The 14,066-nt window shown below is 69.9% G+C and carries 11 protein-coding genes; 5 read left to right on the plus strand and 6 right to left on the minus strand.

Going from position 1 to position 14,066, the window contains the following annotated elements:
• Positions 1 to 72 precede the first annotated feature (72 nt).
• Positions 73 to 1,263, minus strand: coding sequence for a lipid-transfer protein (locus ACFY1U_RS27985; RefSeq protein WP_390696853.1), 1,191 nt, complete (start codon positions 1,261 to 1,263; stop codon positions 73 to 75).
• Positions 1,260 to 1,685: a Zn-ribbon domain-containing OB-fold protein gene (locus tag ACFY1U_RS27990; RefSeq protein WP_390696879.1), complete on the minus strand. Its 426-nt coding sequence runs from the start codon at positions 1,683 to 1,685 to the stop codon at positions 1,260 to 1,262. The genes ACFY1U_RS27985 and ACFY1U_RS27990 overlap by 4 nt, the downstream gene beginning before the upstream one ends.
• A 178-nt stretch (positions 1,686 to 1,863) precedes the next feature.
• Between ACFY1U_RS27990 and ACFY1U_RS27995 the strand changes: the two genes are divergently transcribed.
• Positions 1,864 to 2,673, plus strand: coding sequence for a M15 family metallopeptidase (locus ACFY1U_RS27995; protein ID WP_390696854.1), 810 nt, complete (start codon positions 1,864 to 1,866; stop codon positions 2,671 to 2,673).
• Between the two features lie 47 nt (positions 2,674 to 2,720).
• Positions 2,721 to 3,254, plus strand: a complete 534-nt coding sequence (locus tag ACFY1U_RS28000; protein ID WP_390696855.1) for an NUDIX domain-containing protein — start codon at positions 2,721 to 2,723, stop codon at positions 3,252 to 3,254.
• A 1-nt stretch (position 3,255) separates the two neighbouring features.
• Here the strand turns inward: ACFY1U_RS28000 and ACFY1U_RS28005 are convergent, their stop codons facing one another.
• Positions 3,256 to 5,622: a TIM-barrel domain-containing protein gene (locus tag ACFY1U_RS28005; protein WP_390696856.1), complete on the minus strand. Its 2,367-nt coding sequence runs from the start codon at positions 5,620 to 5,622 to the stop codon at positions 3,256 to 3,258.
• 213 nt (positions 5,623 to 5,835) lie between these two features.
• Here ACFY1U_RS28005 and ACFY1U_RS28010 point away from each other — a divergent pair, with 213 nt between their 5' ends.
• The gene (locus tag ACFY1U_RS28010) at positions 5,836 to 7,803 is read left to right on the plus strand and encodes an acetoacetate--CoA ligase (protein WP_390696857.1); all 1,968 of its coding nucleotides are present in this window, start codon (positions 5,836 to 5,838) and stop codon (positions 7,801 to 7,803) included.
• A gap of 10 nt (positions 7,804 to 7,813) precedes the next feature.
• On the opposite strand, the gene ACFY1U_RS28015 is transcribed toward ACFY1U_RS28010, so the two are convergent.
• The gene (locus ACFY1U_RS28015; protein ID WP_390696858.1) at positions 7,814 to 9,184 is read right to left on the minus strand and encodes an aminotransferase class I/II-fold pyridoxal phosphate-dependent enzyme; all 1,371 of its coding nucleotides are present in this window, start codon (positions 9,182 to 9,184) and stop codon (positions 7,814 to 7,816) included.
• A 60-nt stretch (positions 9,185 to 9,244) separates the two neighbouring features.
• On the opposite strand from ACFY1U_RS28015, the gene ACFY1U_RS28020 reads away from it, so the two are divergent.
• Together ACFY1U_RS28020 and ACFY1U_RS28025 are read left to right on the plus strand one after the other, a co-directional pair.
• Positions 9,245 to 10,459 carry an MFS transporter gene (locus tag ACFY1U_RS28020; protein WP_390696859.1) on the plus strand — a complete coding sequence of 405 codons (1,215 nt, stop codon included), beginning with the start codon at positions 9,245 to 9,247 and terminating at the stop codon, positions 10,457 to 10,459.
• 22 nt (positions 10,460 to 10,481) lie between these two features.
• Positions 10,482 to 11,375 carry a hypothetical protein gene (locus ACFY1U_RS28025; RefSeq protein WP_390696860.1) on the plus strand — a complete coding sequence of 298 codons (894 nt, stop codon included), beginning with the start codon at positions 10,482 to 10,484 and terminating at the stop codon, positions 11,373 to 11,375.
• Between the two features lie 81 nt (positions 11,376 to 11,456).
• On the opposite strand, the gene ptsP is transcribed toward ACFY1U_RS28025, so the two are convergent.
• A complete protein-coding gene (gene ptsP, locus ACFY1U_RS28030; RefSeq protein ID WP_390696861.1) occupies positions 11,457 to 13,127 on the minus strand; it encodes a phosphoenolpyruvate--protein phosphotransferase in 1,671 nt (556 codons plus the stop codon).
• 78 nt (positions 13,128 to 13,205) lie between these two features.
• The gene (locus ACFY1U_RS28035; RefSeq protein WP_115909440.1) at positions 13,206 to 13,655 is read right to left on the minus strand and encodes a PTS glucose transporter subunit IIA; all 450 of its coding nucleotides are present in this window, start codon (positions 13,653 to 13,655) and stop codon (positions 13,206 to 13,208) included.
• Positions 13,656 to 14,066 lie beyond the last annotated feature (411 nt).

The raw sequence follows: 14,066 nt of genomic DNA on the forward strand, positions 1-14,066 counted from the left end.
CCAGTTCATGAGACGTTCACGCAGCATTCCTGGTCGATCACGCAGAGTGCGAGAAAGGGCTTGCCCCGCGGCCTATCGCAGCGCGACCACCGCCGATCCGTGTCCGAACAGGCCCTGGTTCGCCGTGATGCCCACCTGTGCCCCCGCGACCTGCCGCTCACCCGCCTGCTGCCTCAACTGCCAGGTCAGCTCGCACACTTGGGCAATCGCCTGAGCGGGAACCGCCTCTCCGAAGGAGGCCAGCCCACCGCTCACGTTCACCGGTATGCGCCCGCCCAGGGCCGTGGCCCCCTCCCGCAGCAGCTTTGCGCCCTCTCCATGCCCGCACAGCCCCAGATCCTCGTACCACTGCAACTCCAGGGCGGTGGACAGGTCGTAGACCTCTGCGAGGGAGAGGTCCTCGGGGCCGAGGCCCGCCTCCTCGTAGGCCGCCCGTGCGATCGACGCGCGGAACGTGTCGGTGGCAGGCTCCACCGCCACCGCGGAGTCCGTCGCGATGTCAGGAAGATCGAGGACCGAGTTGGGGTAACGCGGCGTCACCGTGGACACGGCCCGGATCCGCACCGGCCGGCTCACTCCGTGCCGACGTGCGAAGTCCATGCTCGACAGCACCAGAGCCGCGCCACCGTCCGACGTGGCGCAGATGTCGAGCAGCCGCAGCGGATCGGCGACCACGGCGGAGGCGGCGACCTCCTCAGCGGTCACCCGTTTGCGGTAGCGCGCGTTGGGATTCAGCGCCCCCAGCACCGAGTTCTTCACCTTGACCTGCGCGAAGTCCTCCACAGTGTCGCCGTGCACGGCCATGCGGCGGCGCGCGTACAGCCCGAAGTACGTCGGGTTCGTCGCCCCCAGAACCCGGAAGCGCAGCCAGTCCGGATCATCGGGCCGATCGCCTCCCGCCGGCCGGAAGAACCCCTTGGGCGCCGCGTCGGCACCCACCACGAGGACCACGTCCGCGAGACCCGAAAGGATCTGTGCCCGGGCGGTGTTGACGGCCTGGGCGCCGGACGCGCACGCCGCGTACACGCTTGTCACCCTGGCCCCCTGCCAGCCCAGAGCCTTCGCGAAGGTCGCACCGGCCACATAGCCCGGATAGCCGCCCCGCACGGTGTCGGCGCCGACGACCGAGCCGATGGCCCGCCATTCCAGCCCGGCGTCGGCCAGTGCCGCACGGGCCGCCGCAGCCCCGTACTCGACGAAGCTGCGCCCCCACTTGCCCCACGGGTGCATGCCCGCGCCGAGCACCGCCACCTCACCTGTCATGCCCTCACCCCCGTCGGCCGCCAGTGCCAGGTCGTCCAGATCGTCTCCGCGTCCTCATGGAGCACCCCCGGGACGACCTCCACCTCCATGCCCACCGTCAGATCGGCGACGGTGACCCCGGAAGCCGCTTGCCCCAGCACCACGATCCGCTCGGACTCCAGCTCCACAGCGATCAACGCGTACGGCTCCCACGGAAGTTCCGGATTGGTCACATAGGGTGACGGTGGCCGGTACCGGCTGTCGGTGTACGACCAGACGCGCCCGCGCCGCGAAAGGGGCACCTCCTCCAGATCTCCGCCGGGGCACCCGGGATTGCGGCAGTGGGCGTCCTCGCGCGGGAAGAAGACCGAGGCGCACGCCACGCAGCGCGTGCCGAGAAGCCTGAAGCCGTCTCCGTCGTCGGCGAACCAGCCGTCGACCACGGGTGTGCGCGTACGCGGCACGGCCCCTCCCCACAACGGAATCTGACGGGACGTCAGAAGTCTGCCACGGGCGTCCGGAAATGGGCAGGGCTCCGTTCCGGCCGTCCCCCTGCGCATCGGGGTGAACTGCATCCGATCGCTTCCCGCAAGGAACACCGACCTGATAGATGCAGGAGACATGACACGTCTCTCCAGTGCAGTACGCGGTCTGATCACCGCCCTCGCCGCCCTGCTGGCCGTGACCGCCGCCTCGGCCCCCACCCGGGCCGCGACGGAGCCCAAGGCGCCGAAGGACTTCGTGGCCCTGAGAACCGTGGACCCGACGATCATCCAGGAGATGCGCTACTTCACCCCGCACAACTTCGTCGGCGAGCGCATCGAGGGCTACCAGCAGCCGATCTGCATCCTCACCCGGCCGGCCGCCGAAGCACTTCACAGGGCTCAGCTGAGGCTGCGGCGCAAGGGCTACACCCTCAAGGTCTACGACTGCTACCGACCGCAGCGCGCCGTGAACCACTTCGTGCGCTGGGCCGAGGACCTCGACGACCAGGAGATGAAGAGCGAGTTCTATCCGAACGTCGACAAGACCCGTCTGTTCGAGGACGGTTACATTGCGGAGAAATCCGGCCACAGCCGGGGCTCGACCATGGACCTCACCATCGTGAAGCTTCCCGCCGAACCGACCCGGCCGTACCACCCGGGAGAGCCCCTGGTGCCCTGCTACGCCCCCAAGGACCAGCGCTTCCCCGACAACTCCGTCGACATGGGCACCGGGTTCGACTGCTTCGACACCCTGGCCCACACCCTCGATCCGCGTATCCAGGGCGAGCAGCGCGCCAACAGGCTGCTCCTCAAGACCACCATGGAGGGGCTCGGATTTGTGAACCTCGCCGAGGAGTGGTGGCACTACACGTACAAGCCCGAGCCCTACCCGGACACCTACTTCGACTTCCCCGTCTCCTGGAAGTCGCTCACCGGCGGCCACTGAGGCGCCCCCCGAAGACGCCCATCAGTTGATCGGATACATTCCGCTTCGTGTCCGAAACTCATGCCTCCCCCAACTCCGCGCCCGACTCCCACTGTTCGAGCTGCGGAGCGCCCTACGGAGAGGGCGTCTCCGGCTGGCCCCGCACCTGTCCTGCCTGCCACGCGGTGGCCTACCGCAACCCCCTGCCGGTGGCCATCGCGCTCCAGCCCGTGTACGACACGAAGGGCACCGCCCTGGTCGTCATCACCCGAACCGTCGCCCCCGCGCGCGGAGGCATCGCGTTGCCCGGTGGTTACATCGACGACCGTGAGGACTGGCGGCAGGCCGTCGTCCGCGAACTCAAGGAAGAGACCGGCATCGACGCGGCCGGGCGCGACGTACGGCTCGTCGACGCCATGAGCTCACCCGACGGGCACCTGCTGTTGTTCGGGCTCCTCCCGGAGCGCCCGGCCGAAGGCCTCCCGCAGTCCACGGCCACCGACGAGACGGAGGGCTGGCACCTCCTGCGCAGACCGGAGGAGCTCGCCTTCCCCCTGCACACGGTCGCCGTACGGGCCTGGTTCGAGGGCCGGTACGTCTGAGTCAGCCCTCCTTCAGGCCTCGCACACGCACCGGGTAGGGCGGCTCGCTCGTGCCGCCCTCGCCCTGCCGCTCGACGGTGAGTCGCCGTCTCGTCCAACGGGCGACATAGCGCTCCAGTTCCGGCTCGTCCCATCCGTCACCCGCGTCCTGCACCACCAGCCCGCCCCCGCTCCGGCCCCGGGCGGGAGCCCAGACCTCCAGCTCCAGCCCGCCGTCGCCCCCGCGCACGGGGACGACCGCACCCGCGCGCGCGAGCACCGGAATCCGCGAGAGGGGGGCGTCGAGAAGCACCTGCCCCGGCCCCTCGTACACCTGCTCCGTCACCGTGTCGTACCAGCGCCCCGGGGGCAACTGCACCGCCCGCCGGTCCGAGCCCGGGTCGAGCACCGGCGCCACCAGCAGGCAGTCGCCCAGCAGGAACGCGTCCTCGCAGTCGCGCAGTGCACGGTCCTCGGGCGCCGCCCACCACAGCGGCCGAACATAGGGCGCTCCGGTGCGCCGGGCCAGATGCGCGAGCGTCATGAAGTACGGCAGCAGCCGCCGGCGTTCGACGAGCGCCACGCGCGCGTGCTCCAGCACTTCCTCACCGAACTCCCAGGGCTCCCGGCGCCCCGCCCGCAGGCTCGCGTGCGTGCGGAACAGCGGCAGGTACGCGCCCAGTTGGAGCCAGCGCAGATACAGCTCCGGCGACGGGCTCCCGTCGAAACCGCCCACATCCGGCCCCGAATACGGCACTCCGCACAGCCCCAGCCCCATGACCAGCGACAGTGAGGCCCGCAGCCCGGGCCAGCCCGTGGCCACGTCACCGGACCAGGTTCCCCCGTAGCGCTGCAGCCCGGCCCAACCGGAACGGGAGAAAATGAACGGCCGTTCCCCGGGAGCGAGTTCGCGCAGCCCCTCGTAGGCAGCCCTGGCCATGCACAGCGCGTAGACGTTGTGCGCCTCCCGATGGTCTCCGCCCCGTCCCTCCAGCGAGTGCCTGGCCGAACGCGGCAGCGTCGACTCCCCGAAAGCGGCGAACGACGTCGGCTCGTTCATGTCGTGCCAGAAACCCGAGAACCCCTGGGCGAGCCGCTCCTCATACAGACCGCCCCACCACTCACGCACGCGCGCGTGCGTGAAGTCCGGGAAAACCGCCTCCCCGGGCCACACGACCCCGCGCACGAGCCGCCCCGAAGCGTCCCGCACAAAGGCGTCCACGGCGGCCCCGCTGTCGTACACCGCGTTGCCCTCCGCGGCCTTCACCGCGGGATCGACGATCGACACCAGCCGGATCCCGTCCCGGCGCAGATCCTCGGCCAGCACCGGCAGCTTCGGAAAGTTCTCGTGGTCGACCGTGAACACCTGGTGCTCGTCGTAGTGGTCGATGTCCAGATGGACGGCGTCGAGCGGCAGCCCGCGCTCCTGGTAGCCGGAGACGATCCGCCGCACCTCCTGCTCACTGCCGAAGCCCCAGCGCGCGTGGTGATGACCCAGCGCCCACGCCGGCGGAAGCGCAGGCGCACCCGTCAGTGACGCCCAGGTGAGCAGCACGCGCGCGGGGGTGCCCACGACCACCCAGCAGCGCAGCGGGCCGCCGTCCATCCGCAGCTCGCACCTCCCCGCCCGGTCGTGCCCGGAACCGGCGCCCTCCTCGCCCTCCCGCAGCGTCACCGTGCCGTCCCACGAGGTGTCGTGGAATACCAGATGCGTCGCCGCGTCGGCCACCACCAGCTGCACCGGCATCGTGAGGTACAGCGGATCCTCTCCGGGGCCGAACGCGCGCCCCGGGTCCGTATTCCACAGGCGGTACGTTCCTTCGCGCAGCCGCGGGCCCGACGCCCGCCCGCCGAGCCCGAAGAACCGCGCGTCCGCGGCCACCTCCGAGCGCTGCATCCAGCGTGCGGTGCCGCCCCCGACGGGCTCCCACCACCGGGGCGGCAGATCACGGCGCAGGGGCACGCCTCCGGGCGTGAACACCTCGACCGCGCCGTGCCGCGAGACGACGACCGTCACCCGCTCGGCCACGACCCGCCAGCCGCCGTCCTTGTCCGGCTCCAGGACGGCTCGGGGATCCGGCTCAGGACAGCGGCCCGGGAGCGCGTACGACGGCTCGGGAGAGGCCCCGTCCCAGCCCCAGAAGACCGCCCCGTTCACCGCGACGAAGATGCGCAGCTCGGACCGGCTGAACCGGACGATGCCACCGCCGGGACCGGGCTCCACCTCCTGCACCGGCCCGGGCACCCGCGCACGCTCGGCACCCCGCGCCGGCAGCGCGGAGGCGTCGGCACGCCTCCTGCGCCACGCCGCCCTCACGGTACGCAACCCCTGGGCCGACCTCACCGAACCGACCACCCTTATCGAACGCACCAGGTCACGACCGTCCATGCTGCTCACCCTGCCATTGACCGCCCCACGCGCGCGTGTCGTTCAACTGCCGTTCACCCGTGCCAGGACCACATCTTCACGATGCGGACTATGTGGGGCGCGCCCTGGTGTAGAAGTCGATCACATGGCATCGTCCCTGTCAGCCGTGTCACGCGCACACCCCAGCCCGTGCGCGACCGACGCATACGACGCGCACAGTCCGGGAGCCGCCCCATGTCGACCGTGAACCCCCAGCCGCTCTGGCAGCCAGATCCGGAACGCATCGCCCAGGCGCAGGTCACCAAGTTCCAGGCCTGGGCGGCCGAGCGGCACGGCGCTCCCGCCGAGGGCGGCTACGCGGCACTGCACCGCTGGTCCGTCGACGAATTGGACACGTTCTGGGAAGCCCTCACCCAGTGGTTCGACGTACGGTTTTCGACGCCCTACGCGCGCGTACTCGGCGACCGCTCGATGCCGGGCGCCCAGTGGTTCCCCGGGGCGACTCTCAACTACGCCGAGCACGCCCTGCGCGCGGCCGCCACCCGCGCGGACGAACCGGCCCTCCTGCACGTCGACGAGACGCATGAGCCGCGCCCGGTGACCTGGTTCGAGCTGCGCCGCCAGGTCGGCTCCCTGGCCGCTGAACTGCGCACCCTCGGCGTGCGCCCCGGGGACCGCGTCAGCGGCTACCTCCCGAACATCCCGCAGGCCGTCGTCGCCCTCCTCGCGACGGCCGCCGTGGGCGGCGTCTGGACCTCCTGCGCTCCCGACTTCGGCGCCCGCAGCGTCCTGGACCGCTTCCAGCAGGTCGAACCGGTCGTCCTGTTCGCCGTCGACGGCTACCGCTACGGCGGCAAGGAGCACGACCGCCGCGACATCGTCGCCGAGCTGCGCCACGAACTTCCCACACTGCGTGCCGTCGTCCACATCCCCCTTCTCGGGACGGAGCCCCCTGCAGGCGCCCTGGAGTGGTCAGCCCTGACCGGCGCGGACGTGGCACCGGTCTTCGAGCAGGTGCCCTTCGACCACCCCCTCTGGGTGCTGTACTCCTCGGGCACGACCGGCCTGCCCAAGGCGATCGTCCAGTCCCAGGGCGGCATCCTGATCGAGCACCTCAAACAGCTCGGCCTGCACTGCGACCTGGGCACCGAGGACCGTTTCTTCTGGTACACCTCGACCGGCTGGATGATGTGGAACTTCCTCGTCTCCGGCCTCCTCACCGGAACGACGATCGTGCTCTACGACGGCAGCCCCGGCTTCCCGGACACGGGCGCCCAATGGCGCATCGCCGAACGGACCGGAGCCACCCTCTACGGCACCTCGGCGGCGTACGTCATGGCCTGCCGCAAGGCCGGCGTCCACCCGGCCCGCGACTTCGACCTCTCCAAGGTGCAGTGCGTCGCCACGACCGGATCCCCGCTGCCGCCCGATGGCTTCCGCTGGCTGCACGACGAGGTGCGCGACGACCTGTGGATCGCATCCGTCAGCGGCGGCACGGACGTGTGCTCCTGCTTCGCAGGAGCCGTACCGACTCTCCCGGTCTACATCGGCGAGCTCCAGGCACCCGGCCTCGGCACCGACCTGCAGTCCTGGGATCCGACCGGCAGGCCCGTGATCGACGAGGTCGGCGAACTCGTGGTCACCAACCCCATGCCGTCGATGCCGATCCGCTTCTGGAACGACCCCGACGGCAGTCGCTACCACGACAGCTACTTCGACACCTACCCCGGTGTATGGCGCCACGGCGACTGGATCACCGTCACCTCCCGCGGCTCCGTCGTCATCCACGGCCGCTCCGACTCGACCCTGAACCGCCAGGGTGTCCGCATGGGGTCGGCCGACATCTACGAAGCCGTCGAGCGTATCCCCGAGATCAGGGAATCCCTCGTCATCGGCATCGAACAGCCCGACGGCGGCTACTGGATGCCTCTCTTTGTGCACCTGATTCCCGGCGCCACCCTGGACGACGGCCTGCTGACCCGCATCAAGCAGACCATCCGCGAACAGCTGTCACCGCGGCACGTCCCCGACGAGATCATCGAGGTCCCGGGCGTTCCGCACACCCTCACCGGAAAGCGCATCGAGGTCCCCGTCAAGCGCCTCCTCCAGGGCACTCCGCTGGAAAGGGCCGTCAATCCGGGCTCCATCGACAACCTGGATCTGCTGCACTTCTACGAGGACCTCGCCCGCAAACGCGCCTGACGGGGGCGGCTCAACCGCCGTAGGTGGCCTCGGACTCACCCAGCACGGCAGCGAAGTCCGAGGCCAGCCGCGCTCCGTCGGCGGGCTCCAGCTCGGCCACGGAGACCCGCACCCCCGGGGCGGACGACGACCGGAACCGGGCCCCGGCGGCAACCCACCAGCCATGCGAGCGCAGCCCGTTCACCACGGCGGACTCGTCCTGCACGGGCACCCACAGGTTCATCCCGCTGGCCCCGCATGCCGGAATGCCACGAGCGTCCAGCTCTCGCAGGAGAGCGCCGCGGCGCTCCTCGTACGTCTCCTGGGCGCGCGCCACCAACGCGCGCGTGGCGGCGTCGGTCAGCAACCCGTGCACGGTCTCCTGGAGGAGGTGACTGACCCAGCCGGAGGTCAGCAGCAACCGCCCGTCGTGGCGGGCCAGGGTGGTCTCGTCACACGCAGCCGCCGCCCACCGCAGATCGGTCCCGAGGAACTTGCTCACCGTGCGCACATGCACCCAGCGCGTCATCCCGCTCGCGGTCAACGAGTGCAGGGGCGCAGCGGCGACGGCGGACGCGTGGTCGTTCTCGACCACCAGCACGTCCGGCCCGTCCTGGAGCACGTCCACGAGCGCGTCCCGGCGCGCCACGGAGAAGCAGCCGCCGAACGGATTCTGCGCCCGAGGACTGCACACCACAGCACGTACACCCGCCCGCAGCGCCCCACGCAGGGCCTCGGGCCGCACTCCCTCGTCGTCCACGGCCACCGGCACGATGCGCAGCCCCAACGCCGTGATCAGATCCAGTAGATGGTGATACCCCGGGTCCTCCATCGCCACGGCGTCTCCGGGCCGCAGCTCCACGGACAACAGCCGCCCGATCAGATCCAGCGCCCCATGCGCGAACGTCACGTGCTCCACGGGCACCCCATCGGCCCCCATCCAGTCACGCGCAGCGTCCTCCAGCCGCGCCAGCCTCGGCGTCGAACGGTGCGACCGGGCACCGGGGGACAGCCGTGACGGCGGTACGAGAGCGGGCAGCAGGGCGGGATCCGGGTGCCCGCCGGACAAGTCCCGCAACCCCTCCGGGACCTTGGGCGGCCGCCGCGACGCCACCGCGGGAGCCGGCGCCACCACGGTCCCGCCACGCCCGCGCGTGACGACGATGCCCCGTCGGCGCAATTCCTTGTAAGCGGCGGCGACCGTACCGGGACTGACCCCTAGGTCGTCCGCGAGCCGTCGCACGGGAGGCAGCGCGGCCTCAGGGCCCAACGACCCATCCGCCACGGCCCGTTCGACCGACCCCGCAATTCCCTTGGCCGTCGTACCAGAGATCCCATATTGTATTGCCACGTTGGAAATTATGTACCAGTACATAACTGAAGGCAAGGGGGAGCAGTGCATCCGATGCGCCGCGCAGCCGCATGGTCGAACCGCGTACCAGGAGGGCGCGACGGACGCAGAATGCTCACCATCGCCCTCGTCGACCGCATCGGCAGCGGCTTGTGGGCCTCCGTATCCGTCCTGTACTTCACCTACGTCTCGGGCCTCTCCGTCACCCAGGTCGGCACGCTCGCCGCGACCGCAGGAGCCATCGGCATCGCAGGAGCGCCCCTCGGGGGCCGCATCGCCGACCGATTCCCGCTCACCCGCGTTCTGCTCGCCGTCCAAATGTTGCGTGCACTGGCCTCCCTGGCGCTCCTGACCACGAACGACTACGCCCTGCTTCTCGCCTTTTCCGCGGTCGGCAGCCTCGGAGACCGCGCGGCAAGCGTCCTCACCAGGCTCTATGCCACCCGCGTGGCAGGACCCGAGCGCGTTCGCTACCAGGCCGTCCACCGCACCATCGCGAACGCGGGTTGGGCACTGGGCGGTCTCGCTGCCGCGGCTGCCCTGGCTCTCGGCACCACCACCGCCTACCAGTGGCTTCTCGCCGGCGACGCCCTCTCCTTCCTCGCCTCCGCCCTCCTCACCCTGCGCTGTGGCGAGCCTCCGTCCGTCTCCCGCACCGTCGCCACCTCGAAGACGCCGGCACCCGCGACCAAGCCGGCAAGCACAAATCCCTGGCGCGACCGCACCTACCTCGCCTACGTCGCCACGGAAACCGTTCTCTTCCTCGACGACGCCGTCTTCAAGGTCGGCCTGCCCCTCTGGATCGCTCACGCGGCCAACGCACCGCAAGGCCTCGCGCCCCTGCTGCTGGTCCTCAACAACGTGATGGTGGTGGCCCTCCAGGTCCCGCTGGCCCGTTTCGGGACCACCACTGGGGCCGCCCGCGCGCTTCTTCTCCCGCTGTCAGCCGTCTTCGCTCTCGGCGGCATCGCCATGGCGCTCTCTGCCACCCGGGAAACCGTCACCGCGACCCTGCTCCTCACAGCCTCGGCCGCCGCCTTCACCCTGGCCGAGATGCTCCACGCCACCATCTCCTGGGAACTCTCCGTCGCCCTCGCCCCCGGCACCGCGCAGGGCGCCTACCTCGGCGTGCACGGCCTGGCCCAGTCCGCCCAACGCAGCGTCGGGCCACTGGCCGTCACCGCGGCCATCACCACTGGCCCGGCCGGCTGGCTGGCCTTCGGCGCCATGATCGGCCTGACCAGCCTGATTCAGCACCGCCTGGTCCGTGATCGCCTCGCGCGGACGCCATTGTCAGTGCCGACGGTTACTGTGAGTGAGCATTGATCGACCGTGCACAGGGGGAAAGATGGCGCACACCGACCACCAGACCATGCGACGCGACCTGCGCCGCGAAATCGCAGGCACCATCGGCCTGCTGACCGACGAGCACGACTTCCGCGCCATGCGGCGCTACCGCAGCTTCACCTTCGACAACCACACGAACTACCTCCAACAGGTCGAGGCGCTCCTCAAAACACGCGCCTCCCAAGGCAGCCACACCGCCGTCGCCCTCTTCGACCCGCAGGAGTACGCGGAATTCTGCGCGGACACGGGCCTCGACCCCGACGTCCAGTCCAGCCGCACACGCTTCACCGCCGAACTGGCCACCACAGGACCCGTGCTTCCCTACGAGGGCCAGCCCCTGGCCGACCTGGTCCCCGCCCTTGTCGACGAAGCCGTCCGACAGGCGACCTGGGAGTACGCATCCACACTCCTCGCCCGCCTCGGAGCCTGCGCCTCCTGCGGCGAGGACATCGGCCGCGCCGCCTTCACACGCGCCTCCCATCTTCTCGTCCGCATCCTCCACACAGCAGAGGCAGGCAACCGGCACCTGGTCTGCAGTGTCTCGGCAACACCCGAGACACTCGTCTCCGTCCTCCACGCAGACGAAGACGACCAAGGCGGCATCCAACTCGACGAGGCCGAAGCCCTCGAATTCACCACCGTCCTGGCGCTCGGCATCGCCACCCAGAGCCCGGGCGGGCTCGTCATCCGCACCAGCGCCCCCGGCACCACCGACCGCGTCTACGGCTGGCGTCTGCGCGGAGAAGGCCTCGAACCCCTCACGGCCGGCGAGGTGTTCGACGCCTACTGCACCGACATCGAGTCCGGAGATCTGATCTCCCCGGAATCGGACGTCGACTACTGCGTACCGCCGGACCTCGGAGAGGAAGGACAGACACCGGGTCACCGCCACTGAAAGCAGAAGGGGCGCTCCACCTACGGGTGGAGCGCCCCTAAAGAACAGCTGGCGAAACACACAGCCGACGGGCTGACTCGGCTACTCGCCGGACAGCACCGCCTGAGCCGCGTTGCGTGCCTCCTCGGCGCTCTCCGCGGCCCGGGCCGCCGCAGCAGCACGCTCGCACTGGGCCAGCGTGTACTTGCCGAGAGTGGCCCGCACATAGGGAATCGACGCGGCACCCATGGAGAGGGAAGTGACACCAAGACCGGTCAGCACACATGCGAGCAGCGGGTCCGACGCCGCCTCACCGCAGACACCACAGCTCTTGCCCTCGGCCCTCGCCGCCTCCGCGGACAGCGCAACCAGATCGAGCAGCGCGGGCTGCCACGGATCCTGCAGACGGGAGACCGCACCCACCTGACGATCGGCCGCGAACGTGTACTGCGCGAGGTCGTTGGTCCCCAGTGACAGGAACTCGACCTCCTGCAGAATCGACCGAGCCCGCAGCGCGGCCGAAGGAATCTCGACCATGGCGCCGAACTTCGCCTGCAGTCCCGCTTCACGGCACGCGTCCGCGAACGCCTTGGCGTCGGCACGGTCCGCGACCATCGGGGCCATGACCTCGAGGTACACCGGCAGACCCTCCGCGGCTTTCGCGAGCGCCGTCAGCTGGGTGCGCAGAACCTCGGGGTGGTCGAGCAGCGTCCGAAGACCGCGTACGCCCAGCGCCGGATTGGGCTCGTCGGCCGGCGTGAGGAATTCCAGCGGCTTGTCCGCGCCGGCGTCCAGCACACGCACAACCACACGGCCCTCGGGGAACGCCTCGAGCACCTGCCGGTACGCCTCGACCTGCTTCGCCTCCGACGGGGCGTTCTTGCTGTCGTCCAGGAAGAGGAACTCGGTACGGAACAGACCCACACCCTCGGCCCCGGCCTCGACTGCGGCCGGCACGTCCGCAGGCCCGCCCACGTTGGCCAGCAGCGGCACCTTGTGACCGTCGGAGGTGGCGCCAGGACCGGTCGAGGCGGCGAGCGCTGCCTTGCGCTCGGCGGCCGCGGCCTCCAACTGCGCCTTCTTCTCCTCGCTGGGATTAACGAAGATCTCGCCGGTACTGCCGTCGACAGCGATCACCGTGCCCTCGGCGAGCTCACCGGCACCCGGCAGGGCCACCACGGCCGGAACACCGAGCGCCCGCGCCAGAATCGCGCTGTGGCTGGTCGGCCCACCCTCCTCCGTGACGAAACCGAGGACCAGAGCGGGGTCGAGCAGCGCCGTGTCGGCAGGCGCAAGGTCACGTGCAATAAGAACGTACGGCTCGTCGCTGTCCGGAACACCCGGCATCGGCACTCCGAGCAGCCGGGCGACGATACGATTCCGCACGTCATCCAGGTCGGCCACACGACCCGCCAGGTACTCGCCGGCACCGGCCAGCAGGGCGCGGTACGCGGCGAAGGCGTCGTACACGGCACGCTCGGCCGTGCTCCCGACGGTGATACGCCGCTCGACATCCGCCATCAGCTCGGGGTCCTGCGCCATCATGGCCTGCGCCTCGAGCACCGCCTGGGCCTCGCCCCCGGCCAGATTGCCGCGCGCCATCAGATCGGCCGCCACAGCGTCCACGGCCTGGCGGGCGCGCCCCTGTTCACGCTCCGCGTCTTCCGCCGGAATCTGCTTGGCAGGCGGTTCCAGCACCGCCGTGCCCATGTGCCGAACCTCGCCGATCGCCACACCGTGACTCACACCGACGCCTCGCAGCGTTGTCTCCATCTCACCCGTCTCCGATAGTGCGGCGGGTCCCGCCGCCGCGGTGGTTGTCCTGCTTGCCGCCACATGACGGCACTGACGTCACTTCCAGACGAAAAGACTGTCGCCGGCCTTCACGTCACCATCGTCACGAAGATCGGAGAGAGCCTCGGCAGTGGCCTCGAGCGCCACGATGGGGCACACGGCGGACTTGCCGGCGGCTTCCACGGCGGCCGGGTTCCAGCGGACCACGCCCTGTCCCCGAGTCACGGTGTCGCCCTTGTTCACGAGCAGTTCGAAACCGTCACCGTTGAGCTGCACGGTGTCGATACCCAGGTGTGTGAGCACACCGTGCCCGTGCTCGTCGACAACGACGAAGGCGTGCGGATGAAGAGAGACGATGACTCCGGCCACGGGAGCAACGGCCTCGGACGGCTCGCGCACGGGGTCGATGGCCGTACCCGGGCCCACCATGGCCCCGGAGAAGACTGGATCCGGCACTGCTGCCAGGCCGATGGCGCGTCCTGCAATCGGGGACGTCACGGTGGTCATGGGAAGCCTCCCAGGGGTGGAGATCCATCTGGGCCGTCACTGCCTGTACCGGACGGCGCACTGTGGAGCAGGCTATGTCAGATGAACTGACGGTTCCGCATGGAAGATACCGGATAGTGGTCTAGACCACCAGCTCTATCGATTTGCACCCGCTTCCCGGCCGCGTGTACAGTCGTACTCCTGCTTGAGGCCGAGCGGCGCGACTGAGCGTCCTGGGTTCAGCAGCACCCACACTTGTCAGATCCTATCTCGGGGTCACCTTCTGCATGCCTGCAGTGAGGTGGTCAGGGGGACGGAAAAACACTGATAGAGTTTGGACCGAAGGGAAACTGCCCGGAGGAAAGCCCGAGAGGGTGAGTACAAAGGAAGCGTCCGTTCCTTGAGAACTCAACAGCGTGCCAAAAATCAACG

Source organism: Streptomyces sp. NPDC001351 (genome assembly GCF_042896045.1).
GTDB lineage: Bacteria > Actinomycetota > Actinomycetes > Streptomycetales > Streptomycetaceae > Streptomyces.